Below are 25,156 nucleotides of genomic sequence, written 5' to 3'. Positions count from 1 at the left end.
TGAGGCGGAAGAACGAGGCGATGAAGGCGGGGCAGCGTTAGCGCTTCGCCTTCCGCTCCTGCCTCTCACGGTCTCGCCGACCGCCTTCTTCCCAGCCTTCCTTGATCGCGCACCAGAAGGTCCGGGGCATGGTGACGGTCTCCTTCGCCAGCCCCCAGACCAGCAGGAGAAGCTCCCGCGCCGTCACGCTGACGGCCGCGATGATGGTCAGCAGCGCGGCGATGCCGGCGCCGATACCGAAGGCGATGAAGAAGGGGGCGAGAAAGCCAGTCATGGTTAGAGGATAGGGCCTGTGGACAATCTCTTCAACATGGCAGTGATCCTGTCCGCGATCGACAAGGCCTCCGGCCCGATCGGGAAGGTGACCAATGCCATGGGGGACCTGACCAGCAAGGCCCACCGCATGGCCGAGGTCGGCCAGCAGATGACGCGCTCGGCGCTACCTTCCTGTCCTTGAAAATGTCGCAGGAGGTGGCCGCCACCGGCATGAACGCCCAGGACCTGAAGGTCGCCCTGAGGGACTGTTCTCCGCGCCCGCGGGGCTAAACCGCAGGGAATGCCTACAGGGATGCGGGATCACCTGGCCCGCAGCTACCGGCCCTGCCTTCCGTGGCGGATGATGTGCGCCGCTATGCCCAGCGTGTACTGGAGGGGCGGGACCAGGCGCTGGATACGCCCCCGTACTGGACTCTGGGGCTACTGACCGAGGCCGACCGGCGCGCCATCGGCGATCTTGCGGAGGCGGATGTGTCCGGCTATGACTTCGCCCTGGACGCCATGGCCGTGCGCCACATTGCTGATACTCACGGAAGCGACGCCACGGAGCGGCCACGAGGTCAGCGTGCCGTGTCTGCTCGCGATTATGCTGTGCTGGGGCGGCTGCTGAATGAAGGGAAGGCTGGCAGGACGCCGGCAGCGCGAAGCGCATCGGGCATCCATTGGTCAAGCAGCGCCTGGAGCGCGACGGGGATATCTATGAGGCGGTGTTTGAGGTGCGCAGGAAACGCAAGATGCTGGCACTGGAAACGTTTTATATCAGGCCGCAAGGCACCCCTGCCACAACGTCCGCAACTTTTCGTGGTATGAGCACGACGGTCCGATGCGCTCGCCAAGTCTTATAGGAGTATAGCCGTGATCGAAGTGCAGATCGACAGCCGCGAGGTTACCGCCGCCCTGGAGCGCCTGGCAGGTACGGGCGGCGATCTGCGCGCGGTCTTCCAGGAGGCCGGCGAGCTCCTGGTGCAGAGCACCCGGCGCCGCTTCCGGGACAAGGAGGGGCCGGACGGCACACCCTGGCCGGGCAACGCGGCGTACTGGCCAGAGCTGGATGCCGGCAGCCGCTTGGCCAGCGCATGTCTGGTGGGATTCGGGTTGTCGGCGTTCTGCATGTCCTCCTTCCTGAATCCGTGACGAATTCTCGCCAAGTGGCCACCGCCGGGGCGGGATTTCCGTATTCCCGGCAAGGGGAGCCACGGATGCAGGATGAAGCGATATCCCGGGAGCACCGACTCCTAACTTGGCATCGATAAAGGGGGCCGAGCTGGGGCTCGGCGCTCCCAGGAGTGGGTGCGGGTCTTGAAGCTCCTGCGGAAGACCCCGGCGCACTTCCCGGACTCTGCCTCGGCGGGTCTGTGTGTTCATCTATGGCATACTCTTCCATGACTCCATCTCCACAGGGAGAGACCCCGATGGCCCTGGCTGAAAGTGACCTTGAGCTTATCCGGAACGACATCAAGGAGCATCTGGGCGAGTGGCTGGCCGAGCAAAGCCTGGGCAAGCCGCCGGCTGTCTATGAGATCGAGTTGCGGGAACGCATGGTGCGGGTGGAAGAGGAACTCAAGCATCAGCGGGAACTGATGCGCGAGGGGTTTGCGCAAATGGATAGGCGCTTCGAGGCCATGCGCGAGGACATGGACAAACGTTTCGAACAGGTGGAAAGGCGCTTTGAGCAGGTGGATCAGCGTTTTGAACAGATGGAAAGGCGTTTTGACAGGAACGATGTGCGTTTCGATATGCTGATCAAGCGTCAGGATCGTCAGTTCTATTGGGTGCTGGGTTTCATCGCCACCTCGTTGGGGCTGACATTGGCCGCCCTGCGTTTCATGGTGTAAACCTTGTGTCCGGTCCGTTGGATGATGCCTGATCCCAACGGTGCATCAATCCCTGGGGCGGGGCTGTTGTTCTCCCGCATCTCCCGTCCATATCGCCAGACCTGATCCTGCGGGTCTATCCTCTGGGAAGTCCCATTCCCGGAGCTTTCCCATGTCAGGGGTCCTCATCATCGGTACCGGATTGGCCGGGTATACCCTGGCGCGGGAGTGGCGTGCCCGGGATCCGCACACAGCATTGACCCTGGTGACCCGGGACGATGGGGCGTACTACACCAAGCCCATGCTTTCCGGGGCCCTGGGACGGGGGCAGTCGCCCGGGGATCTGGTGCAGCGCACCGCCGAGGCGATGGCGGAGGAACTGGACGCCCGCATCCTGACCCAGACCCCGGTGAGTGCCCTGATCCCCGATGAGCGCCGGGTGCGGCTGCAGGATGGCCGTACCCTGGACTATGACGCCCTGGTACTGGCCCTGGGGGCGGAACCCATCCATTTCTCCTATGCGGGGGACGCGGCCGATGCCGTCCTGATGGTGAACGACCTGACGGATTATGTGCGATTCCGTCAGGCCATCGAGGAGGTGGAACGGGTGGCCCTCATCGGGCCGGGACTGATCGGCTGCGAGTTCGCCAATGACCTTGCCGCCAGCGGGCGGGCCGTGGAGGTCATCGGCCCCGATGCCTGGCCCCTGGGGCGGCTTGTGCCCGAGGCTGCGGGACAGGCCGTGCAGCGGGGCCTGGAGGGCGCCGGGGTCCGTTTCCATCTTGGCACTGTGGTGCAACGCATCGACCGCTGTGGGTCGGGCTATCGTCTTTCCCTGAAGGATGGGACCGACCTGGAGGCGGGGGCCGTTCTCTCCGCGGTGGGGGTGCGCCCCCGTGTCGATCTGGCCCGGGGGGCGGGCCTTGCCGTGCAGCAGGGTATCTGCGTGGACCGCCATCTGGCCACCTCCGCTGCGGGTGTGTATGCCCTGGGGGATTGTGCCCAGGTGGAGGGACGGGTATTGCCCTATGTGGCCCCCATCCGCCATGCCGCCAAGGCCCTGGCCCGGACCCTGGCGGGGGAGGTCACCCCCGTCCGGTATCCGGCGATGCCCGTGCAGGTGAAGACCACCCTTCATCCCGTGGTGGTGGCGCCGCCGGATCCACAGGCGGAGGGGGCCTGGGATGTGGTGCCGGTGGGGGAGGGGGTCAAGGCCCGCTTCCTGGACCCCGGGGGACGGTTGCTGGGCTTTGCCCTCACGGGGACTGAGGCGGTGAAGGCGCGTCAGGAGCTCACCCGGGACCTGCCGCCGATCCTGGATGAGTGATCCTGCTGGGAAAGGCGACGGGGCATCCGATACCATGGATGTACTGTGGCCTTGTGTTGTGCCCGTTTCCGGAGAGGTCCGTTGCAAGGACGTGTTGGCATGAGAACGCAGCGCATGTTCTGGCGGGGACGCCGGACCGCGGGTTGTATCCTGCTCCTCCTGTTCCTCCTGGCCGGGTGTGCTCCGGAGGATCCGGCACCGCATCAGGAAACGGAGGCGGATGAGGGGGTGGTGCGGCTGGTGTATGTGGAATGGGACTCGGAGATCGCCAGCACCCATGTGGTGAAGGCGGTGATCGAGGACCGGCTGGGCCTCGAATGCCAACTCCTGCCGGTGACCCTCACGGCCCTCTGGGCCTCTGTGGCGGCGGGGGATCAGGATGCCACGGTGGCCGCCTGGCTGCCCCTGCAGGCGGATCAACAGGCCCGTTACGGCGACCGGGTGGTGGACCTGGGGCCGCATCTGGAGGGTACCCGCATCGGACTGGCGGTGCCGGCCCATCTGCCGGTGGAGTCCATCCCGGAACTGGCCGGGGTCGCCGGTCGCCTGGATGGGAAGATCATCGGCATCGAGCCGGATGCCGGGATCATGCGGCGCACCCGGCGGGCCCTGGAGGCCTATGCCCTGGATGGGCTGCGGCTGATCTCCGGCAGCGACTCCACCATGACCACCATCCTGGAAGGGGCCGTGGCGGAGGATCGCTGGATCGTCGTCACCGCCTGGACGCCCCACTGGATGTTCCAGCGCTGGGATCTGCGCTATCTGCAGGATCCCCGTGGGGTCTATGGCGAGGGCGGGGCCATCCACACCCTGGTGCGCCGCGGGCTGGAGGAGGACCGCCCCCGGGTATACGATTTTCTTTCCCGTTTCCGCTGGACGGTCCGGGACATGGAGCAGGTGATGCTGTGGATGCAGGAAGAGGGTACCTCCCCTGAGGAGGCCGCCCGGCGCTGGATTGCAGCGAATGAGGCCTTGGTGGACCGCTGGCTTGATGAGTGAACCGATATCACGGGAGCCTCCCTGGGAGGAATCGCCCCGGGAGGCCCGCATGCCCCGGGATCCCTGGTTCTGGGTGGCCGCCCTGTCCAGTACCCTGCTGTTGTGCATCCTGGTGTGGAGTCTGCTCTATTCCTTCGATGTGGTGGATACCTTTGCCGAGGAGAAGCTGGCCCTGGAACACGCCTCCGGTGGCCTGCTCTATCACATCAAGCGCCGCGAGATGGCGGTGCAACTGGCGGTGGCCACCGGGGATCTGCGCTGGCAGGAGCGGCATCGTCAGAGCCAGCAGGAGCTCACCGCCCTGGCCGGGCAGGTGGCCCGGCTCAGTGATACTCCGGTGGTGGCGGAGCAGGTGGCGGTTCTGGAACGCCATATCGCCGCCACCCGGGATATGGCCCGGCAGGCCTTCCATCATGTCAGCCGGGGGGAGCTGGAGGCGGCCAACGATCTGGTGAAGGGCTGGACCTATCTCAAGGCGGAGCTGGACCTGGAGGAGACCGCCCAGGCCCTCACCGATACCCTGCGTCACAGGGTACGCACCCGGGCCACCCTGGAGAAGACCACCATCGCCGGTGTGCTGGTGCTGGTGATGATGCTCATCGCCGTGGCCGTCTCCGCCTGGGCCGTGGCCATCCGTGGCTGGCTCTCGCGCCAGCAGCGCCGTCAGGAGCGGGAGGCCCGCCACCGTTACCTGAGCTATCACGATCCCCTCACGGGTCTGCCCAACCGCCGCTATTTCAAGGAATGCTTCGCCAGCGCCCTGGCCCTGGCCCGTCGTCATCGCCATGACACCGCCGTGATGATGGTGGACGTGGATCGCTTCAAGCAGCTCAACGACACCCAGGGTCACGCCGTGGGGGATCAGGTACTGGTGCACCTGGCGGCAGCCCTGCAGGAGGACCTGCGTCAGTCGGACCTGCCGGCGCGTCTCGGGGGGGAGGAGTTCGGCATCCTGCTGCCCGAGACGGGGCGGCAGGAGGCCGTCAAGATCGCAGAGCGGGTACGGCGGCGGGTGGTGGAGCGGCCGCCCCAGGCGCAGGGGATCCGCCTGCCGGTCACCGTGAGCATCGGGGTGGCCGCCGTCCGCGGCCATGTGGATCCGGAGGCCCTGCTGGAACGGGCCGACCGGGCCCTCTATCAGGCCAAGCAGGAAGGGCGCAACCGGGTGGTCTGCCACTGACGTGCGCTCGCCCCGGGGAGGGGGGTTTCATCCCCGGGCATCCTGCCACCTGTGGCTCAACCGTTGCAGCCGCACCCCCAGCAGCAGGGCCGCCACCGTCAGGCCGCAGATCAGCCCCAGCCAGTAGCCGTGCACCCCCAGTGGTGGGAGCAGGTCAGGCAGTCCCCGGGTGGCCAGCAGATGCCCCCCCATCAGCCCCACCCCCCAGTAGGCCAGCAGGGTGATGCCCATGAGCACGCGGGTGTCCTTATAGCCCCGCAGGGCCCCGGCCATGCTCAACTGCAGGGCGTCTGAGATCTGGAACAGGATGGCCAGGCTGATGAGGGAGACCGCCAGCCGCTGCACCTGGGGGTCGTGGCTGTAGAGGCCGATGACGGGGTCGGCCCAGAGGCCCAGCACCAGGGCATTGCAAGCCGCTGCCAGCAGTGAGACCAGCACACCGTTCCAGGCCACGAAACGGGCGCTCCCGGACTGTCCCGTGCCCAGGGCATGGCTGACGCGCACGGTGAGGGCCATGCCCAGGGACAAGGGCAGCATGAAGACGAAGGAGGTGAGGTTCAGGGCCACCTGGTGGGCCGCCACGGTGATCTCTCCCAGGCTGGCCACCAGCAGGGCGATGAGGGTGAACAGGGTCACCTCCACGAAGATGGCCACGCCGATGGGTACCCCCACATAAAGCAGTTCTCCCAGCAGGGCCGGGCGCGGCGGGGTCAGCCGTGTCCACAGGGCGATGGCGTCGTAGACGCGGCAGCGGCGGGTGTAGAGCAGCATGGCCAGGCCCATGCTCCAGAAGGCCAGGGCCGTGGCCAGGCCACAGCCGGTGGCCCCCAGGGCGGGGAGGCCGGCCAGGGGCGCCGGCAGGGGCACGGGGAACAGGGCCTCCAGGCCCGGGCCGCCGTAGATCAGCAGGTAGTTGGCCGGCACGTTCACCCCCAGTCCCACCAGGCCGATCCACAGGGCGGGGCGGGTGTGCCCCAGGCCATCGGAGAAGGCCCGCAGGGCCAGAAACAGGCCCATGCCGGGCATCCCCAGCCCCAGGGCCCGGAGGTAATCCACCCCCAGCCCGGCTGCCGCCCCGGGTACATCCATGAGCCGGAACAGGGGGGCGGGCAGGATCCAGAGGGCCAAAGCGATCAGGCCCCCCAGGCCGAGGGCCAGCCACACCCCCTGGTGGGTGCGTTCCCGGATGGCCTGCATGCCGCCGCTGCCCAGCAACTGGCCCACCACCGGGGTCAGGCCCATGAGGGTGCCGGTCATGAAGAGCATCAGGGGCATCCACAGGCTGGAGCCCACGGAGACGGCGGCCAGATCCGTTGCCCCCAGACGGCCGGTCATGATCACGTCCGCCACGCCCATGCCCGCCTGGGTGAACTGTGCCCCCAGGATGGGTAGGGCCAAAAGGGCCAGACGGCGGGTCTCGCCCAGGCTGCGTTGGAGGATGGGAGGCAAGGGGCGCTCCGGCCGTGGGGCATGGAGGGAGGCGGGGTTGATACGCCAAATCCGCTGTGTCTGTCAAACCCGCCTCAGGGGAGCCCGGGTTCTGATTCGGCCCCGCACGCCAGGGCCCCGAGGCGGGCCAGGGCGGCCTCCACATCCACCGAGCCGGGCAGGGCGCAGTTCAGCCGCAGGCAGCGCCCATAGCGACCCGTAGGGGAGAAGATGGGCCCCGGGGCGATGCTGATCCCCGCCGCCAGGGCGCGATGCTGCAGCGCCAGGGCATCCCCGCCCTCGGGCAGCACCACCCAGAGCACGAATCCGCCCCGGGGGCGGGTGAGACGGGTCCCGGCGGGGAAGTGGCGGCGCACGGCGTCGGCCATGCGCCGCACCTGGCGTTCGTGGTGGCGCCGCACCCGCCGCAGGAAGCGGTCGTACCCCCCCTGTTCCAGGTAGTCCGCCACCGCCAGGGTGGGCAGGGTGGCGGTGGCCTGGGCAGTGGCGTATTTCAGGTAGGTCATCCGCTCCCGATAGCGGCCCGGGGCCGCCCAGCCCACCCGCAGTCCGGCTCCCAGGGTCTTGGAGAAGGAGCCGCAGTAGAGCACCTCGCCGCGGGTGTCCCAGGCCTTGGCGGCCCAGGGGCGGGGGCCGTGGAAGGCCAATTCGCCGTAGACATCGTCCTCGATCAGCGGTATCCCGCGGCCTCCCAGCAGGTCCACCAACCGGGCCTTGCGCGCATCGGGGGTCAGGTGCCCCAGGGGGTTACCGAAGCTGGGCATCATCACACAGGCCCGGATAGGCCAGGTCTCCAGGGCCCGTTCCAGGGCCTCGGGGCGCATGCCCGAGGCGGGATCGGTGGCGATCTCCAGGGCCCGCATACCCTGGGACTCGATGGCCTGCAGGATGCCGTAGAAGGTGGGGGACTCGATGGCGATCACATCCCCCGGACGGGCCACCGCCCGCAGGCTCAGGGTGAGAGCCTCCTGGCAGCCCTGGGTGAGCACGATGTCGTCCGGGCCCAGGCTGCAGCCGGCGTCGGCCATGCGACGGGCGATCTGGGTGCGCAGCTCCGGGCTGCCCGGCGGAAAGTCGTAGGCCCCGATGCGGGCCCGCTGGGTGCGGCGTACCCGGGCGAAGCTGCGGTCCAGGGCCGCCTCGGGCAGACATTCCGCCGGCGGGGCCGCGGCCCCCAGGGAGATGATCCCCGGGACGTTGTGGGACTGTACCAGTTCCAGCACCCGTTCCTGTCCGGAGACCAGGCTGGGACCTTCGGGTTCGGTGGAGGACTCCGCCGGTGCCGGCAGATGATCGGGGCGTTCGCGTACATAGAATCCGGAGCGCGGCCGCGCCTCCAGGATCTCCCGCTGTTCCAGCAGTTCGCAGGCGGCCACCATCGTGGCAATGCTCACCCCGAACTGGCGCCGCAGGCGGCGCACGCCGGGCAGCCGGTCCCCGGGGGCGTAGGTGCCCTGTTCGATCTGCTGCTCGATGCCGGCGGCGACGCGTTCGTAGAGATGCTCCCCCATGTCCCCAGGATAGCGAAACTGTACCGCTTTGAAATCCCGTGAACTGCATCTGTATCGGTTTGGGGACGGTCCCCACAATACGGGCTCCCTTCGCAAGCAGACAACACAGGAGTTCAGAGATGAGCCAGGAGCAAGCACTCAACGCCGATACCGGCAATCATTACAAGCAGTATACCCGCAGCTTTGCGGAATACTGGGATGACCTGGTGGGTTGGGAGACCCGTCTGGAGCGGGAGGGGGCCTTCTACAACCGGCTGCTCAAGGCCCATGGAGTGAAGGATGTCATCGACATCGCCAGCGGCACAGGGGTCAACGCCGTCTCCCTGGCCAAGGCCGGTTTCAACGTCACCGCCGCCGACGGCTCCGAGAACATGCTCGCCAAGGCCAAGGAAAATGCAGACCATCACGGCGTACAGTTCGCCAATTCCCGCGTGGTGGACTGGCGCGTGCTGGACGACACCCTGGGCACAGAGCGTTTCGACGCCGCCGTCTGCCTGGGCAATTCCTTCACCCATCTGTTTGATCATGAAGACCGGCGCACGGCCCTGCGGGCCATCTTCCGCGTGCTGCGCCCCGGTGGCATGCTGGTGATCGACCAGCGCAACTACGATGCCATGTTGGACGAGGGCTACAGCTCCAAGCACGCCTACTGCTACACCGGCGAGGGCGTGGACGTGGGTCCGGTGGAACTGCATCGCACCATGGCCCGGTTCGAGTATGTCTTCTCCGACGGCGCCCGTTTCGAGTTGAAGATGTACCCCCTGCGCCAGGACTATCTCAGCCATCTGCTGGAGGATGCGGGTTTTGTGAACGTGGAGCGCTTCGGCGATCTGCGCCGCCCCTATGACTTTCATGACGTGGATTTCGTGCAGCAGGTGGCCTTCCGTCCCGCCTGATCCCCGATCCGGGAGGATCCCTCCGGCATCGCCGGACACACACCCGCCGCGGTATCGGTCCGCGGCGGGTGTGTGCGTTGCAGGCAACAGCGGAATCGATGCCCCCATCAAATCCTTTTGTGTTCTAAGTATATTCATTTTTGATATATTTCAATTTGCCGCCGCAGGCAGATCCATACCGAGCGGGGCGTAAAAAAGAACAAGGATTCCAAGGGAGGCTTAGAGGATGACCATGAGACTGGCACGGGCCCTGACGGCCCTCTCCGTGCCCGGAGCGCTGTTGACCCCGCTGGCGGCCCAGGCCACCAATGCCATGAACATGGATGCCTTTGGTGCCATCGCCGGGGGCATGGGTGGGGCCAGTCTGGCCCATGAGACAGGGAACTCCGCCGTGATGAACAACCCGGCGACCCTGGGCCTGCGCGCCCCCGGGCAGGACGTGTTGGGGCTGGGCTACACCCTGCTGGCCCCCCGGGTGGAGGTCCGCGCCCCGGGTACGGAGCAGACGGATGAGAGCCGGGGGCGCTGGTATCACATGCCCTCCCTCTCCCTGGTGCGCAAGCAGGGCCGGGTGAGCTACGGGGCCGCCGTCATGGCCCAGGGGGGGATGGGCACCGATTACCGCTCGGATTCCCTCCTGTTCTCCCAGGGGCGGACCCTGATGGGGGGCATGGCCCCCCTCTCGGGTCAGTCCATCCGTTCCGAGCTGAGCCTCGGGCGGGTCATGTTCCCCCTGGCCTTCGAGGTGAACGACCGGGTCTCCCTGGCGGTGCAGCTGGACTACATCTGGGCGGGTCTGGACCTGCAGATGGACCTGGACGGGGCCACCTTCGGCCGAATGGCCCGGCCCGGGGGCACCCCGGGTCTGGGTTCGGCCCAGGGTTCCATGGTGGATGGGTTCAATACCCTGTTGGGGAACGGCACGATCCAGGACGTGAGCTATACCCGCTTTGACTTCAGCAACGACGACCGTTTCACCGGCGAGGCCTCGGCCAACGGACTGGCGGGCAAGCTGGGGGTGTTGCTGCAGATGACGGATCGCCTGGCCGTGGGGGCCACCTACCACAGCGAGACCCGGCTGGACGATCTCAGCAGCGGGGATGCCCGCCTCGCCTTCGGTGCGGATTTCGGGGACGGATTCCAGGATGTGCCGGTGACGGGGCGGATCCGGGTGCGGGATTTCCAGTGGCCGGAGAGCTTCGGCCTGGGGATGGCCTACCGTGCCAGCGACCGCCTGCTGCTGGCGGCGGATCTGCGCCATCTGAACTGGTCCGAGGCCATGGAGGGGCTGGAGATGACCTTCACCGCCGATGCCTCTGCCAGCAACGGAGCCTTCGCCGGGACGCGTCTGGATGCCGAACTGGAGCAGCGCTGGCAGGACCAGACGGTGATCTCCGTGGGGGCCGCCTATCGCCTGAACAACCGCTGGACCCTGCGGGGGGGCACCAATTACGCCAGCAACCCCATCCCCGACGAAACGGTGAACCCCCTCTTCCCCGCCATCGTGCAGCACCATCTGAGCGGCGGCTTCAGCTACCGCTTCACCCCCCGCAGCCAACTCCACGCCTCGGCCACTTACGCCCCGGAGGTGCGCGTCACCCAGGCCGCCTCCGGGGTGGAGATGCGCCATAGCCAGACCGTCTGGCGGATGAACTACGGTTACCGCTTCTGAAACACCAGGTCGGCAACCGGAAAGGGGCCGGGGTCAGGCCCCGGTGCCCTGCAGGGCCTGCTGCAGGGGGACCGGGCCGGCGGGCCGGTCCTGTGAAGTGAACTCGGGCACGATCTCCCGCAGGGCCGCGCGCACCTCCACCTCGTCCTGCCGCCGGCAGGCGGCGGTGACCCGGGTCAGCTGGGTCTCCAGCCGGTCCGGGTCCACCCCGCGGGTGCGCGCCCGCAGGATCTTGCTGTGGCGGGTGGGGACCAGGTCCTCCTCGGCGTGGAAGAGTTCCTCGTAGAGCTTCTCCCCGGGGCGCAGGCCCACATACTCCACGGCGATGTCCCGGTCCGGCTCCCGGCCGTAGAGCTGGATCATCTGCCGGGCCAGGTCGTCGATGCGCACCGGTTCGCCCATGTCCAGGACGAAGACCTCCCCCCCTTCGCCCATGGCCGCTGCCTGCAGGATCAGGCTCACCGCCTCGGGGATGGTCATGAAGAAGCGGGTGATCTCCGGATGGGTGACCGTCACCGGTCCGCCGGCCTCGATCTGCCGGCGGAACAGGGGGACCACCGATCCGGCCGACCCCAGGACATTGCCGAAACGGGTGACCATGAAGGCGGTGCCCGGGTGGGCGTGCAGGCCCTGGCAATAGATCTCCGCCGCGCGTTTCGTGGCCCCCATGACGTTGGTGGGGTTGACCGCCTTGTCGGTGGAGACCAGGAGGAACTTCTCGGCGGCGAATTCCACCGCCAGGTCGGCGGTGTTGCGTGTGCCCAGCAGGTTGCTGCTCACCCCCTCCACCGCATTCTGCTCCACCAGGGGCACGTGCTTGTAGGCGGCGGCATGGAGCACGATCTGGGGCCGGAAGCGCTGGAAGATGCGGCGCAGCCGGGGCTTGTCGCGCACGTCCGCCAGCAGGGGGGTGAAGCGGTCGGGGGCGAGCAGGGGGTGGATGTCCTGGTCCACGCTGTAGAGATTGAACTCCGAGTGGTCCACCATGACCAGATGCGCCGGATCGTGCAGGGCCACCTGCCGGCACAGTTCCGATCCGATGGATCCCCCCGCCCCCGTGATGAGCACGCGCCGCCCCTGCAGAAAGCGCCGCAGGCTGGCGTCGTCCAGGGTCACCGCCTCCCGTCCCAGCAGGTCCTCAATGCGGATCTCCCGCAGCTGGCCGGCGCGGGAGTGTCCGCCGGCGATTTCGTAGATGGAGGGGAGGGTGCCGCAGGCCTTGCCCCGCTGCCGGCACAGGTGGGTCACCTGGCGCACCAGAGAGGCCGATGCCGAGGGCATGGCCAGCAGGACCACATCCACCCCCAGGGTGTCCAGCAGCCGTTCCAGCTCCGCCACCGGGCCCAGGATGCGCACCCCGTGCAGTTCCCGCCCCCATTTCCCCGGGGCATCGTCCAGCAGTCCCACGGGGAGGTAGCGGTGGTCCTTGAGCAGGTCACGCACCAGCATCTCCCCGGAACGCCCGGCGCCGATGACCAGGGCCCGCTGGGCATCGCCCCGGGTCAGACCCAGACGGTGGTCCTTGAACCAGCGGTAGAGGAGCCGCGGGCCGGTGAGACCCATGGTGAGGAAGATGGGGTAGAGCACCATGACGGTGCGCGGCACCCCCTGCAGCTTCAGCAGGAAGACCAGGGCGGCGATCCCCAGGGTGCCCCCGGCCACGGCCTTGAGGATGCGCACTAGGTCCGGTAAGGAGGCGAAGCGCCAGATGCCGCGGTAGAGCCCGAACCCCCAGAGGGCGCCCCCCTGCACCGCCACCACCAGGGGCAGGAGATCGGCGTAGCCGGCATAGTCCGGTGGGGCCATGAGGCGGAAATTGGCGTGGGTCCAGTAGCCCATGAACAGGGCTGTGGGCACCCACAGCAGGTCATGGACGAGGGCCGCCCAGCGCTTGAGGGGAAATTCGCGCAGCTTGTGCAGCATCACCATCGGCATTCAAGGTCCCTTTGGGGGTGCTATAGTACGCCTCCCATCATCCCCGTTCCATGCACCGGGAGACCGATTCCGTGAAGCGTTACGGTATTCGCATGACCCTGCCCGAGGGGGACACCTTCCGCGCACCCCACCTGCTGGGACCGCACTGGGAGGAGATCCAGTGGTTTGACTCCGCCCGGGCCCGGGACGAGGCCCTGGAGCGCATGCGCAACCCACCAGCGTACTATCGCCGGGGCGATGCCGCGACCCTGGTGTATGAGAAGGTGGAGCGCTGACCGTTCCGGGGCGGTTCACGCCTCGTTCACGATCGCCGGGGGTGCCCCCGGTGGGGCCATGCGCTCCATGAGGTAGCACAGGCAGTCCTGGCGCACGATGGTGGCGTCCAGGGTGAGCATGGAGGGCATGGCCGGGCGGGTGAGTACCAGCCGGTCCCCGTCCACGCCGAAATAGCGTCCCGTCACCTCCCTGCCGGTCTCGTCCCGGGCCGTCACCCGGGCCCCGCTTCCGGGCCGCACCCGGGCCAGGACCGTGCCCGCCGGCAATTCCTGGAAATTCATCCGGTCCAGGTCACCATCAAAGACCAGATCCGCTTCGTCGGGGGCGAAGGCGATCGCCACCCCGGGGGGGACCTGTACCCGCGCCGCGGTATGGAACAGGTCCAGGTCGTGCTGTGGTACCGGGGTGTCCGGCAGGGTGGAGAGGTTCAGGCAGGCCCGCAGATAGTCCCGGGCGTGCGCCACGCCGTGGGGGTCGCCGGGGCGGCCGCATTCCAGGGTGACGGCGGGGCAGAGGGGGGCCATGGCCAGGGACTGCACCCCCCGGGGGCTGGTGAAATGGACCACGGTGCGTGTGAACAGGGCCGCCAGGTGCAGGTAGGGGGGGTCCAGACGGTTGACGCAGCCGTAGTGGGGGTTCAGCCCGGTGTTGTTGTGCAGATCCACGCTGGCGAAGATCCCCCGCTCCGCCATCCGGTCCACCACCGCCTGCATGCGCCGGGCCTCGGGGCCATGGGTGTGCTCGCCCCCGGGCCAGATGCGGTTGAAGTCGGGTTGACCCTCCAGTACCCGGGCCCCCCGGGCCGCCGCCTGCACGTTGCCCACGAACAGGGACAGGGCCCGGGGCAGGGGGGCAGGCATCTCCCGCAACAGGGCCTGCACCGCCTCCAGGCCCACCGGCTCGTTGCCGTGCAGCAGCACGCAGACGAACAGCGGTGGTTCCCGGCGACCCGGCAGGTGGAAGAGGGTGGGCTCCGGCACGAGGCGGTGGATCTGTTGCGCCGGGGTCTCCAGGAACCCCTCGGGGAGGTGATCGCACTCTCTGAGCATGATCCCCATGCTACGCCCTTTCCCCGCCCACGTCCCAGGTGTGCACGGGGTGGTCACTGGCCTGATGTTCGCGGCAGGCATGCACCAGGGCCGTGCCATCCCGCCCATGGGCGGCGGCGAAGTCCCGCTGCCAGCGGGCGCCGTTTTGGCCGCTGTGCACCCGTGCGGCGATGATACCCAGATAGTCATGCCGGTCGGCGGCGTTCAGCCCCAGGCGTTCCAGCCCCCGCCGCGCCCGGGGGAGGAGACGGTCCAGGATCAGTTCCCTCGCCCTGATGGGGGTCTCCCCCTGCCAGCGGAGGGGGGCTTCCAGGCCGAGACGGGCCGCTTGATAGAAGTTGTCCCGGGCGGTGGCAAAGGCCATGACCCCTTCGGGGCCTCCGGGGAGGGTGAGCAGATCCTCCACCAGACCATGGAAGAAAGCGGCGTTGGCCAGGCTGTCCGCCAGGGTGGGGCCGGCGGGCAATCCCCGATGCTCGATGCGGATGTGGGGCCGGCCGTCGGCGCTGAAACCGATGAGAGGCCGGTTCCAGCGCCAGAGGGTACCGTTGTGCAGGCGCAGATGGATGAAGCGCTCCGCTGGGGCGTCCTCGCACAGGGGCAGCAGGGGCGGGAAGTGCTCCAGGTTCTCCTCAAAGCACTCCAGGATGGATTCCCGTGCGAACCCCGAGCCGAAGCTCACCCGCCGCAGGGGGCCCCGGGCCACATCCCCGTATCCCCCCGTCTCCACCGCCTGCTCGAACAGGGGGATGCGGGTCTCGTCCCACAGGTCCCGCCCGAAGAGGAAGGGGGCGTTGGCCGCTGCGGCCACCAGGGGGGCGGAGGCCAGGATGGCGGCGTTGTAGACCCGGTGGGCCGTGTCCACAGGGGTTTGCAGGTGGATCTGAAACGAGGTGGTGGCCGCCTCCAGCATGACGTCGCGCTGGTCCATGACCAGGTGTTCCCGCCCCTTGATGTCCAGATGGATGGGGCGGCCCTGGCGGGCCCGCAGGACCTGTCGGTTGAGGGCACGGTAGCGCTTCATATCGGACATGCAGCCCAGGCGCAGGTGCTGCGGCTCCAGGGTGGGCAGGATGCCTGTCATGAACGCATGGCAGCCCAGGGATTCGGCGGCTGCCTGCGCCCGCCGCCAGGTGGCGGTCAGTTCCCGGTGCAGGGACGAGAGCACCGGCCCCTCCAGGGGATGGGGATGGGTGTTGAGTTCCACGTTGAAGCGGGCCAGTTCCAGGGTGGCCAGGGGGTCGTTCATGCGTTCCAGGAAGGCCGCGTTCACCGGTGCGGGGGCCTCCTGCGCATCCAGCAGGCAGACCTCAATCTCAAAGCCGGTCACGGGAGGGCCCGCATCGAAGACGCCGCCGGCGGCCATCTCCCGGGCGAGGCGGGTCTCCGCCACCAGCCGCTGCCGGAACCGGGCGAAGTCCCGGGGCGAAAAACGGATCTTCTGGATTTCCTGGCCCATGGGATGCCCCATCCGGCTGCCTTCTCGCCCTGATCCTGCGCCCCCGGCGTAGGCCGGTCAACGATCGATACGCCCCATGTGCCGGGGTGGCGGTGACCGGCCGGTTCGATTAGCATCTGGGGCGCTGTCTTCCCGAGTCGGCCCCCGCGCCCGTGCCCGGCGCATGGGTTGGGGGCCGTGTGCCGACCCCGCAGGGTCGTCCCGCCCCGCCGCACGGAGGGATCCCGGCGGGGTTTCGTGTGTCCAGGTCTTCGGGTGATTCCATGAGTCTTGCGCTGATCGTCTTGTTGCCGTTTCTGGGGGCGCTGCTGCCGGGTCTGCTGATCCGGTCGGGCCGTAATGCCTGCGCCACCGCCACGGCCTCGGTGACCGTCCTCGCCCTGGCCCTGCTGCTGGTGCACACCCCGGCGGTGCTGCGGGGGGAGGTGGTGCAGGCGGGCTGGGACTGGCTGCCGGGACTGGGGCTGAACGCCAACTTCTTCCTGGATGGCCTGGGACTGCTGTTCGCCGGACTGATCCTGGGAATCGGGCTGCTGATCATCATCTATGCCCGGTTCTATCTGTCCGAGAAGGACCCCATGGGGCTGTTCTACACCTACCTGCTGCTCTTCCAGGGGGCCATGGTGGGGGTGGTGCTGTCGGACAACATCCTGCTGCTGCTGGTCTTCTGGGAACTCACCAGCCTGTCCTCCTTCCTGCTCATCGGCTACTGGCGGCACCTGCCGGCGGGGCGCCAGGGGGCGCGTATGGCCCTGGCGGTCACCGGCGGGGGCGGGCTGGCCATGATCGCCGGCATGCTGCTGCTGGGGCAGATGGCCGGTTCCTATGACCTGTCGGTGATCCTGGAGCGGGGCGAGCAGATCCAGGCCTCCCCCCTGTATCTGCCGGCCCTGCTGCTGATCCTGGTGGGCTGCTTTTCCAAGAGCGCCCAGTTCCCGTTCCACTTCTGGCTGCCCCATGCCATGGCGGCGCCCACCCCCGTGTCCGCCTACCTGCACTCGGCCACCATGGTGAAGGCGGGGATCTTCCTCCTGGCCCGGCTCTGGCCGGTGCTGGCGGGCACCGATGCCTGGTTCTATCTGGTGGCCACCACCGGCCTGTTCACCATGGTGCTGGCGGCGGGCATCGCCCTGTTCAAGGATGACCTCAAGGGGCTGCTGGCCTATTCCACGGTGAGCCACCTGGGGCTGGTGACCTTCCTCCTCGGCCTGGGCTCCCCCATGGCGGCGGCGGCCGGGGTGTTCCATATCATCAACCACGCCACCTTCAAGGCGGCCCTGTTCATGAGCGCGGGGATCGTGGATCACGAGACCGGCACGCGCCAGATCCCGCGGCTGGGGGGGCTGATGCACCTGATGCCGGTGACCGCCACCCTGGCCATGGTGGCGGCCGCCTCCATGGCCGGGATCCCCCCCTTCAACGGCTTCATCTCCAAGGAGATGATGCTGGAGCAGGCGGCCCATACCCCCTGGGCCGGTCTGCCCTGGCTGGTGCCGGCGGCGGCCACCCTGGGGGCGGTGTTCTCCGTGGCCTATGCCCTGCGCTATGCCGTCCATGTCTTCTGGGGACCGCCCCGGGGGGACTATCCCCTGAAGCCCCATGATCCGGCGGCCGGTTTCTGGCTGCCGCCGGCGGTGCTGGTGGCCCTGGTGGTGGTCATCGGCCTGTTCCCGGACCAGACGGCGGGCCCCCTGGTGCGGTCCGCCGCGGATGCGGTCACCGGGGGTGCGCTGCCCGATCTGCACCTGTATCTGTGGCACGGGCTCACACCGGCCCTGGGGATGTCCGTGGTGGCCCTGCTGGGTGGGTCGGCCCTCCTGTGGCGTTACCACGATGCCTGGGCACGCTGGCGGGCGGGGCCCCATCCCGAGGCCAAGGCCATGTACGACGCGGCCATGGCCCGTCTGGTGGCCATCAGCCAGTACATCATCCATACCCTGCATAACGGGTCCCTGCAGCGTTATATGGCGGTGATGCTGGCCACTGCCCTGGTCATGGGCTATGTCGCCTTCACCGGTGCCGGGCATCTGCCCGGTACGCAGGAGACCCTGGAGGTCTCCCCCGTGGCCGGGGTGCTGTGGCTGCTCATGGCCGGTGGCTGCTGGCTGGCGGTGGTGCGTCATCGCCAGCGGCTGCTGGCGGTGGTGGCGGTGAGCGTGGTGGGCCTGACGGTGTCCCTGGGCTTTCTCTATCTCTCCGCCCCGGACCTGGCCCTGACGCAGATCTCCGTGGAGGTGGTCACCACCGTGCTCATGCTCCTGGCCCTGTACTTCCTGCCCAAGCGCAGCCCCGAGGAGAGTTCCGGGGCACGCAAGGTGCGGGACGGGGCCCTGTCGGTGCTGGCGGGCCTCGGTGTGGGCGGCCTGTGCTGGGCCGTGCTGACCCGGGACTTCTCCACCATCTCCGGCTACTACCTGGACCAGGCGGTGCCGGGCGGGGGCGGCACCAATGTGGTGAACGTGATCCTGGTGGACTTCCGCGGCTTCGATACCTTCGGTGAGATCATCGTCCTGGGTATCGCCGGCCTGGCCATCTATGCCCTCCTGGAGGGGGCCCTGCGCGGTCCCGCGGCGGCACACCTGGCCGCATGGAAGGGGGACATGCCCCGGGCCGCCGACCGCCATCCCATCATGATGGTGGTGGCCACCCGGGTGATGCTGCCCCTGGCCCTGCTGGTGGGGGTGTATATCCTGCTGCGGGGCCACAACATGCCCGGCGGCGGCTTCATCGCCGGTCTGGTGGTGTCCATCGCCCTGATCATGCAGTACATGGCCAGCGGCTTTCAGTGGGCGGCCAGGCGCATGGCCGTGGACTACGATGCCCTCATCGGGCTGGGGGTGCTGGTGGCCGGGGCCACCGGCGTGGCCGCCATGGTGGGCGGCCATCCCTTCCTCACCTCGGCCCACGACTATGTGCATTTTCCCCTGGTGGGCAAGGTGGAACTGGCCAGCGCCATGGTCTTTGATGTGGGGGTCTTCCTCACGGTGGTGGGGGCGGTGATGCTGGCCCTGGCCCAGGTCTCGCGCCTGGGGCTGGCGGCCAGTCACGAACCGGCCAATGAAGACCCCATGGACTTCGACCCGTCGACGCCGCCGCCCGCTGCCCGGCGGGATCATCCCTGAGCCGAACCCAAGAGAGAGGACGATCCATGGAATTGCTCGTGGCCAGTGCCGTGGGGATCATGACCGCCGCCGGGGTGTACCTGGTGCTGCGGGCCCGGACCTTTCCCGTGGTCCTGGGGCTTGCCCTGATGACCTATGGCGTGAATGTCTTCCTGTTCGCCATGGGCCGGCTGACCGTCAACCTGCCGCCGGTGCTCACGGCGGATGCCGCCGGCTACACCGATCCGCTGCCCCAGGCCCTGGTGCTCACCGCCATCGTCATCTCCTTCGGCATGACCGCCGTGGTGGTGGTGATGGCCCTGCGGGCCTATCTGGAGTCGGACACCGACCACGTGGATCTGGCCCGTTCCGAACCCATTGAGAAGGCGGATCGCCCATGAATCACTGGATCATCCTGCCGATCCTCCTCCCGGCCCTGGTGGCGCCCATGCTGGTGCTGGCCGTGCGTCATGACGTGGCGCTGGCCCGGGTCTTTTCCGTGGCCTCCACCGTATTGCTGCTGGGGGTGGCCGGGGGACTGCTGGCCATGGCCTCCGGCGGGGAGCCCCAGGTCTATGCCCTGGGCCACTGGCCGCCGCCTTTCGGCATCGTCCTGGTGCTGGACCGCCTCTCGGCCCTGATGCTCCTGCTCACGGCCCTCTTGGCCCTGTGGGTGCTGCTGTTCGCCATCGACGGGGCCGATGCCCGGGGGCGTCACTTCCACGCCCTGTTCCAGCTGCAGCTCATGGGGGTGAACGGGGCCTTCCTCACCGGCGACCTGTTCAACCTGTTCGTCTTCTTCGAGGTGCTGCTCATCGCCTCCTACGGGTTGATGGTGCATGGCGGCGGGGCCGCCCGCCTGCGGGCCGGTGTGCAGTACGTGGCGGTGAACCTGGTGGGGTCCTCCCTGTTCCTCATCGCCGTGGGGCTGATCTACGGGGTCACCGGGACCCTGAACATGGCGGATCTGGCGGCCAGGGTGCCCATGGTGCCCCCCGGCGACCAGGCCCTGTTGCAGACCGGTGCCCTGCTGCTGCTGCTGGTCTTCGCCGTGAAGGCGGCCCTGGTGCCGGTGCAGTTCTGGCTGCCGGGGACCTATGCCCTGGCCCCGGCGCCGGTGGCGGCCCTGTTTGCCATCATGACCAAGGTGGGGGCCTACGCCATCCTGCGGGTGCACGGCCTGATCTTCGGCGAGGGGATGGGGGAGGCCGCCCACCTGATCCAGGACTGGCTGCTGCCGGCGGCCCTGGTCACCCTGGCCACGGGCATGACCGGGGTGCTTGCCGCCCGCAGCCTGGGGCAGATGGTGAGCTTCGCCGTGATCGGCTCCATGGGCACGGTCATGATCCCCGTGGCCCTGTATACCCACCAGACCCTGGCCGCCGGCCTGTACTACCTGGTGCACTCCACCCTGGCGGCGGGGGCCCTGTTCCTGCTTGTGGGGCTGGTGGCGGAACGCCGCTCCGGTCCTGGCGACCGCCTGGTGGTGGCCCCCGCCTTCGCCCAGTCGGGCCTGATCGCCGCCTTCTTCTTCCTGGCGGCCCTGGCCATGGCGGGCCTGCCGCCCCTGTCGGGCTTTATCGGCAAGCTGCTCATCCTGGACGCGGTCCGGGAGGGGGAGGCCGCGGTCTGGATCTGGACCGGCATCCTGGTCACCTCCTTTTTGGCCATCATCGGTTTTGCCCGGGGGGGCAGCACCCTGTTCTGGAAGAGCACCGCCCAGGAGGGACGCCTTCAGGCGGAGCCGGGGGCGGACTCCGGGGCCCTGTCTTTTGTTGCGGTGGGCGGTCTGCTGGCGGGATTGCTGCTGTGGACGGCCCTGGCAGGGCAGGTGACCCCCTACCTGGAGGCCACCGCCCACCAGTTGCTGGACCGCGAAGGGTACGTGGACACCGTGCTGGAGACGCCCGGAAGGGTGATCGAGGAGAAGGGCCATGGCACACACTGAACAGCGCAGACCCAGTCTGCAGGAACGCTGGCTGCCGCATCCCCTGATGACCCTCACCCTGATCGTGGTCTGGATGCTGCTGCTCAACGGTTTCAGCCTGGGGGGGCTGCTCCTGGGCGGGGTGCTGGGAGTGGTGATCCCCATGGTCACCAGCCACTTCTGGCCGGGCCGGCCGCCCCTGCAGGCCTGGGACCGGGCGGCCGCCTTCACCGCCCTGGCCCTGTGGGACGTGATCGTGGCCAACGTGATCGTGGCCCGGCTGATCCTGTTCCGTGATCCTGCCACCCTGGCCAGCCGCTGGGTGCGCCTGCCCCTGGAGCTGCGCTCCCCCGAGGCCATCACCATCCTGGCAGGGACCATCTCCCTGACGCCGGGGACGGTGAGTTGTGATCTTTCCGCCGACGGCCGCGCCCTGCTGGTGCACTGCCTGGACGCCCCGGATGCGGAGGCGGCGGTGCGGGAGATGAAGACCCGCTACGAGGCCCGTCTCAAGGAGATCTTCCCATGATCGAGTACGCCCTGATCTTCGGCTTCGTCGCCGTCTCCCTGGCCCTGGTGATGAACCTCTGGCGCCTGCTCCAGGGCCCGTCGGTGGTGGACCGGGTGCTGGCGGTGGATACCATGGTGATCAACACCATCGCCCTGATCATCCTCCAGGGGATGTACCAGGGCACCACCCTCTATTTCGAGGCGGCGCTGCTGCTGGCGATGTTCGGTTTCATCTCCACGGTGGCCTTCTGCCGCTTCCTGTTGCGCGGCAACGTGATCGAGTGAACCCGAGGAGCTGAACCCTATGGCAACCTGGCTGGAAGCGCTGATCGCCCTGCTGATCGTGGTGTCCGGGATCTTCATCCTGGTGGGCTCCCTGGGGCTGCTCAAACTGCCCACCCTGATGATGCGTCTGCACGCCCCCACCAAGGCCACCACCCTGGGGGTGGGCGGGGCCCTGCTGGCTTCCATGGGCTTTTTCTGGGCGGTGGAGGGGACCGTCTCGGTGCACGAACTGCTGGTGACCGCCTTCCTCTTCCTGACGGCTCCGGTGACGGCCCATTTCATCGCCAAGGCCCACCTGCACCTGGAACGAAAGCGGGACGGCGGCGAACGGGAACGGCTGCCGGAGACGGGGACCGGCAGCGGCTGGAGCACCTACGATGCCGCGCCGCAGGCCGGGCAGGGGGAGGAGGGCGGCGCCCCGCGGGAAGGCTGAGCCCCGCGGGATATACGCCTCGTACAGCCCTTTCGGGGGCTCAGAAGCCCTCGGTGGAGGTGAACAGCCCCACCCGCAGGTCCTTGGCGGTGTAGATCAGACGGCCGTCCACGAACACCTGTCCGTCGGCGATCCCCAGCACCAGCTTGCGGGTGATGACACGCTTGACGTCCACCTGGTAGGTGACCCGCTCGGCGCTGGGCAGCACCTGACCGGTGAACTTCACTTCACCCACCCCCAGGGCGCGGCCGCGTCCGGGGTTGCCGATCCAGGCCAGGTAGAACCCCACCAGCTGCCACATGGCGTCCAGCCCCAGGCAACCCGGCATCACCGGGTCACCGGGGAAGTGGCAGTCGAAGAACCACAGGTCGGGCTGGATGTCCAGTTCCGCCCGCATCTCCCCCTTGTCGTAGGCCCCACCCTGGTCGCTGATGTGGGTGATGCGGTCCATCATCAGCATGTTGGGCACGGGCAGCTGGGCGTTGCCGGGGCCGAACATCTCCCCGTAGCCGCATTGCAGGAGTTCGTCGCGTTCGTAGCTGTTCTTTTGCATGGAGGCAGGGCGGTCCGAGTCGGAAAGCCGCCTATTGGACCGGATTCCGTATCCGGGCACAAGGGGCCGGGGCCCGATGCCGCCCGGAGGCGGCCCGGCCTAGGCGTCCCAGCGCAGCTGCGCCAGCTGGGACCGGGTATAGAAGTGCCCCTGGCGCATGAAGCCGGCCACGATGCCCTCCTTCAGGGCGGTGATGCGGCCGTGTTCATCCCGCTCCACCACCCAATGATCCGGCAGGCCGTCCAGCAGATGGATCAGGGCCGGGGATCCGTCCTCGTTGATGGAGAGATGGGTCTCGTGGGTCTGGGTGTCCATGAATGCCGGGAGGAACCCCAGTACCGCACCGGCGGTTTTCATCTCCGGAAACTCGCGGTAGGGGGCCCACAGCGCCCCGGAGGCATGTTCGAGTTGGCTTCGGTTCATGGGAGGTTCCCTTGATCTTTCGTCAGGCGAGGCGTGTCATCTTTCATAGCGGCGACCCTGGGGAGAACTTGAGGGCATTGCCAGGGATGCGGTCCTCTGGGCCATAATCGGGGTCTTCGACCTTCAGGCCCGCCACTGCGGCGGGCGCCGGAGCATTCATGACCGTTGAGGCCCTGTCCGGCCCCTGGGCCGGCCAACCGTTCCTGTCTGCCATCACCTGGCTGGTGATCCTCATGGGGCTGGCCTATGCCGCCCGTCCCTGGAGTCACCGACTCATCCACCGGGGCACGCGGGCCCTGACCTTGCTGCTGCGCCATGCGGCCCGCGCGGTGCGCCAGGCCCGGGATCGCCTGCGCCGGGGCCATCTGCGCTATCTGCGCGGGGTGGAGCTGCGCCGTGTGGAAGGCCGTTTCGACCGGGCCTATCGCGGCATCCACCTGCGGGTGAACCGGGATCTGGGGGGGTTCCCCGCCCTGGAGCGGCGCATCCTGCAACAGATCGAGAACCTGGAAGCGGATTATCACAGCGCCCGGGACCAGGTGCCCGAGGAACCGGCCTGGGTGCGCACTGCCAATGCCCTGGCCACCGCGCCGCCCAAGGCCGATCCGAGGGTGGGGCAGATCCTGGAGGAGATCCACGACTCCATGGCCCGGGCCGGCCGCGAGGCCCTGGAGGAATACCGCCGCGCCAGCCAGTCCCGCCTGGAGACCCTGAAGGGACTCCTGCCCGCCTGGAGGGAGTTGGGGGAACGGCTGCATCAGCTGGAACATGCGGTGCGGGCCCTGAGCGAGCAGACCCGGCATCTGGACACCGTGCTGGGGCGCTACCGCAGGCTCCGGCGGGGCGCGGTGCCCGCCCGCGGCATCTTTCTGGCCTCCACCGGGCTGCTGGCCGTGAGCGCCGCCATCCTGGCCCTGCAGGGGGTGGCCGCCGGGGTGTTGTTCTTCCTCGTGGAGCCCGCCATGGGGCGTGCGCTGGGGGAGGGGACGGCGATGCAGGGCATGGCCCTGGCCCCCTGGGCGGTGGGGTCCGTGATCCTCGCCGTGGTGCTGGGGGGCGGCCTGGTAAGTGAGTCACGCCGGGCCAGCCGGCTCATTCCTGCCTTCACCGTTCTGGAACCCCGGTTGCGGCGGCGCAGTGCAATCCTTGGGGGGGGGGCTGGTGCTGCTGGGGATCGTGCTCCTGGCCCTGCTGGCGGCCAGCCGGGATCTTCAGGCCGTCTCCGGGGAGACCCTGGTCCCGCTCCTGCAGGGGGGGGCGGAAGGCGGGGTGGGGACGATGGCGTGGTTGTCCACGTTGACCCGCCTGACCCTGGGGGTCCTCCTGCCCCTGCCCCTGGCCCTGGTGGCCCTGCCGCTGCAGGTCTTTCTGCAGTCCCTGGGGGTGGTGACCGGGGGGCTGGCGGTGACCGCCCTGGCCGTCCTCGCCGCCCTGCTGTCCTGGCTGGGCCTGGCGGTATACCTCCTGGGAGCCGTGCTACGGACCTTCTACGAGTTCTTCATCTTCATCCCCCTGCTCCTGGAGCGGGGGTACCGGGCCTGGCAGCGGCGCCGCACGGTGGCCCGAGAGGCCCCGGCGACGCTGCTCTCCCAGCCCACGACCCCGCCCCCCGGGGACGGTGGCACGGGGCGCGGATCGTCCTGATCAGCACTGCTCCCAGGGCAGGCCGTGATGGCGCCAGCCGTTGATGCTGGAGCGGTGGTGCTGTTCGTCCAGATCCCCCTCGAAGCCCTCGGCCACGTGGTAGACCCGGGGGATGCCGGCCGCGATGAGTTCGCGTCCGGCATCCAGGGAGCGCTTGCCGCTGCGGCAGATGAGGATGACCGAGGCCCCGTGGTCTTCGCCGTCCTGGCCGGCCCCGCCCAAAAGCAGCTTGCGCACCTCAGGGACGAAGCGGGGATTGCGGGTCCAGTCGGGCTCATCCATCCAGGGGATGTGCAGGGCCCCCTTGGGGTGGCCCACGAACAGGTATTCCATGCTGGAGCGGATGTCCACCAGCAGGGTGCGCTGGTCGGACTGGAGCATTTCAAAGGCCTCCCTGGGGGAGAGGTCGATGGGATCGTGTTTGGACATGAGACCTG

General features: G+C 68.4%; 25 protein-coding genes. 16 read left to right on the top strand and 9 right to left on the bottom strand.

Features of this window, described 5'->3' with window-relative positions:
- Positions 1-37: 37 nt before the first annotated feature.
- On the bottom strand, positions 38-274 hold the full coding sequence (locus CKO33_RS03370) for a hypothetical protein (protein WP_200179297.1): 237 nt from the start codon (positions 272-274) through the stop codon (positions 38-40).
- An 18-nt stretch (positions 275-292) separates the two neighbouring features.
- Between CKO33_RS03370 and CKO33_RS03365 the strand changes: the two genes are divergently transcribed.
- From CKO33_RS03365 to CKO33_RS03340, 6 genes are all read left to right on the top strand, one after another.
- Positions 293-457 carry a hypothetical protein gene (locus tag CKO33_RS03365; protein ID WP_200179295.1) on the top strand — a complete coding sequence of 55 codons (165 nt, stop codon included), beginning with the start codon at positions 293-295 and terminating at the stop codon, positions 455-457.
- A gap of 674 nt (positions 458-1,131) precedes the next feature.
- Entirely contained in the window at positions 1,132-1,410 is a 279-nt protein-coding gene (locus CKO33_RS03360) for a phage virion morphogenesis family protein (RefSeq protein ID WP_200179294.1), read from the top strand.
- A gap of 278 nt (positions 1,411-1,688) precedes the next feature.
- Complete coding sequence (locus CKO33_RS03355) at positions 1,689-2,111, top strand: hypothetical protein (RefSeq protein WP_200179292.1); 423 nt, start codon at positions 1,689-1,691, stop codon at positions 2,109-2,111.
- Positions 2,112-2,262: 151 nt separating this feature from the next.
- Entirely contained in the window at positions 2,263-3,417 is a 1,155-nt protein-coding gene (locus CKO33_RS03350) for an NAD(P)/FAD-dependent oxidoreductase (RefSeq protein ID WP_200179290.1), read from the top strand.
- A 99-nt stretch (positions 3,418-3,516) separates the two neighbouring features.
- Positions 3,517-4,416 (top strand): glycine betaine ABC transporter substrate-binding protein, encoded by a 900-nt coding sequence (locus tag CKO33_RS03345; RefSeq protein WP_200179288.1) that lies wholly within the window; start codon positions 3,517-3,519, stop codon positions 4,414-4,416.
- Positions 4,409-5,596, top strand: a complete 1,188-nt coding sequence (locus tag CKO33_RS03340; protein ID WP_200179286.1) for a GGDEF domain-containing protein — start codon at positions 4,409-4,411, stop codon at positions 5,594-5,596. The genes CKO33_RS03345 and CKO33_RS03340 overlap by 8 nt, the downstream gene beginning before the upstream one ends.
- A 27-nt stretch (positions 5,597-5,623) precedes the next feature.
- Here CKO33_RS03340 and CKO33_RS03335 read toward each other — a convergent pair whose 3' ends face one another.
- Together CKO33_RS03335 and CKO33_RS03330 are read right to left on the bottom strand one after the other, a co-directional pair.
- Positions 5,624-7,045: an MATE family efflux transporter gene (locus CKO33_RS03335; RefSeq protein WP_207146431.1), complete on the bottom strand. Its 1,422-nt coding sequence runs from the start codon at positions 7,043-7,045 to the stop codon at positions 5,624-5,626.
- A 74-nt stretch (positions 7,046-7,119) separates the two neighbouring features.
- Positions 7,120-8,556, bottom strand: coding sequence for an aminotransferase-like domain-containing protein (locus CKO33_RS03330; protein WP_200179284.1), 1,437 nt, complete (start codon positions 8,554-8,556; stop codon positions 7,120-7,122).
- 119 nt (positions 8,557-8,675) lie between these two features.
- Between CKO33_RS03330 and CKO33_RS03325 the strand changes: the two genes are divergently transcribed.
- Both CKO33_RS03325 and CKO33_RS03320 read left to right on the top strand, forming a co-directional pair.
- Positions 8,676-9,452, top strand: coding sequence for a class I SAM-dependent methyltransferase (locus tag CKO33_RS03325; RefSeq protein WP_200179282.1), 777 nt, complete (start codon positions 8,676-8,678; stop codon positions 9,450-9,452).
- A 226-nt stretch (positions 9,453-9,678) separates the two neighbouring features.
- Complete coding sequence (locus CKO33_RS03320) at positions 9,679-11,124, top strand: OmpP1/FadL family transporter (RefSeq protein WP_200179280.1); 1,446 nt, start codon at positions 9,679-9,681, stop codon at positions 11,122-11,124.
- A 33-nt stretch (positions 11,125-11,157) separates the two neighbouring features.
- On the opposite strand, the gene CKO33_RS03315 is transcribed toward CKO33_RS03320, so the two are convergent.
- Positions 11,158-13,059 (bottom strand): polysaccharide biosynthesis protein, encoded by a 1,902-nt coding sequence (locus CKO33_RS03315; protein ID WP_200179273.1) that lies wholly within the window; start codon positions 13,057-13,059, stop codon positions 11,158-11,160.
- 71 nt (positions 13,060-13,130) lie between these two features.
- Between CKO33_RS03315 and CKO33_RS03310 the strand changes: the two genes are divergently transcribed.
- Complete coding sequence (locus CKO33_RS03310; RefSeq protein ID WP_200179271.1) at positions 13,131-13,334, top strand: hypothetical protein; 204 nt, start codon at positions 13,131-13,133, stop codon at positions 13,332-13,334.
- Positions 13,335-13,349: 15 nt separating this feature from the next.
- On the opposite strand, the gene CKO33_RS03305 is transcribed toward CKO33_RS03310, so the two are convergent.
- Positions 13,350-14,384 (bottom strand): M14 family metallopeptidase, encoded by a 1,035-nt coding sequence (locus CKO33_RS03305; protein ID WP_200179269.1) that lies wholly within the window; start codon positions 14,382-14,384, stop codon positions 13,350-13,352.
- A gap of 10 nt (positions 14,385-14,394) precedes the next feature.
- Positions 14,395-15,843 carry a glutamate-cysteine ligase family protein gene (locus CKO33_RS03300; RefSeq protein ID WP_200179267.1) on the bottom strand — a complete coding sequence of 483 codons (1,449 nt, stop codon included), beginning with the start codon at positions 15,841-15,843 and terminating at the stop codon, positions 14,395-14,397.
- 263 nt (positions 15,844-16,106) lie between these two features.
- Between CKO33_RS03300 and CKO33_RS03295 the strand changes: the two genes are divergently transcribed.
- Genes CKO33_RS03295 through CKO33_RS03270 form a run of 6 tightly spaced genes read left to right on the top strand, consistent with a single transcriptional unit; the run spans position 16,107 to position 22,099 of the window.
- The gene (locus tag CKO33_RS03295) at positions 16,107-18,965 is read left to right on the top strand and encodes a monovalent cation/H+ antiporter subunit A (RefSeq protein ID WP_200179266.1); all 2,859 of its coding nucleotides are present in this window, start codon (positions 16,107-16,109) and stop codon (positions 18,963-18,965) included.
- 26 nt (positions 18,966-18,991) lie between these two features.
- On the top strand, positions 18,992-19,345 hold the full coding sequence (locus CKO33_RS03290) for a Na+/H+ antiporter subunit C (protein WP_200179264.1): 354 nt from the start codon (positions 18,992-18,994) through the stop codon (positions 19,343-19,345).
- Complete coding sequence (locus tag CKO33_RS03285) at positions 19,342-20,892, top strand: monovalent cation/H+ antiporter subunit D (RefSeq protein WP_200179262.1); 1,551 nt, start codon at positions 19,342-19,344, stop codon at positions 20,890-20,892. The genes CKO33_RS03290 and CKO33_RS03285 overlap by 4 nt, the downstream gene beginning before the upstream one ends.
- The gene (locus CKO33_RS03280) at positions 20,879-21,400 is read left to right on the top strand and encodes a Na+/H+ antiporter subunit E (RefSeq protein ID WP_200179260.1); all 522 of its coding nucleotides are present in this window, start codon (positions 20,879-20,881) and stop codon (positions 21,398-21,400) included. Before CKO33_RS03285 ends, CKO33_RS03280 begins: the two co-directional genes overlap by 14 nt.
- Entirely contained in the window at positions 21,397-21,666 is a 270-nt protein-coding gene (locus CKO33_RS03275) for a K+/H+ antiporter subunit F (RefSeq protein WP_090483719.1), read from the top strand. Before CKO33_RS03280 ends, CKO33_RS03275 begins: the two co-directional genes overlap by 4 nt.
- Positions 21,667-21,685: 19 nt before the next feature.
- Positions 21,686-22,099 carry a Na+/H+ antiporter subunit G gene (locus tag CKO33_RS03270; protein ID WP_200179258.1) on the top strand — a complete coding sequence of 138 codons (414 nt, stop codon included), beginning with the start codon at positions 21,686-21,688 and terminating at the stop codon, positions 22,097-22,099.
- A gap of 40 nt (positions 22,100-22,139) precedes the next feature.
- On the opposite strand, the gene fabA is transcribed toward CKO33_RS03270, so the two are convergent.
- Both fabA and CKO33_RS03260 read right to left on the bottom strand, forming a co-directional pair.
- Positions 22,140-22,652 (bottom strand): 3-hydroxyacyl-[acyl-carrier-protein] dehydratase FabA, encoded by a 513-nt coding sequence (gene fabA, locus CKO33_RS03265; protein WP_200179256.1) that lies wholly within the window; start codon positions 22,650-22,652, stop codon positions 22,140-22,142.
- Positions 22,653-22,751: 99 nt separating this feature from the next.
- Positions 22,752-23,075 (bottom strand): hypothetical protein, encoded by a 324-nt coding sequence (locus CKO33_RS03260; protein WP_200179254.1) that lies wholly within the window; start codon positions 23,073-23,075, stop codon positions 22,752-22,754.
- A 1,137-nt stretch (positions 23,076-24,212) separates the two neighbouring features.
- Between CKO33_RS03260 and CKO33_RS03255 the strand changes: the two genes are divergently transcribed.
- Positions 24,213-24,719, top strand: a complete 507-nt coding sequence (locus CKO33_RS03255) for a hypothetical protein (protein ID WP_200179252.1) — start codon at positions 24,213-24,215, stop codon at positions 24,717-24,719.
- On the opposite strand, the gene CKO33_RS03250 is transcribed toward CKO33_RS03255, so the two are convergent.
- Positions 24,720-25,148 (bottom strand): rhodanese-like domain-containing protein, encoded by a 429-nt coding sequence (locus CKO33_RS03250; protein ID WP_200179250.1) that lies wholly within the window; start codon positions 25,146-25,148, stop codon positions 24,720-24,722.
- Between the last annotated feature and the right edge of the window lie 8 nt (positions 25,149-25,156).

The sequence above is a fragment of the Ectothiorhodospira mobilis genome, from assembly GCF_016584115.1.
Lineage (GTDB): Bacteria > Pseudomonadota > Gammaproteobacteria > Ectothiorhodospirales > Ectothiorhodospiraceae > Ectothiorhodospira > Ectothiorhodospira mobilis.
The sequence above is the reverse complement of the archived record's forward strand: the minus strand, read 5'-3'. Positions and strand labels throughout refer to the sequence as shown.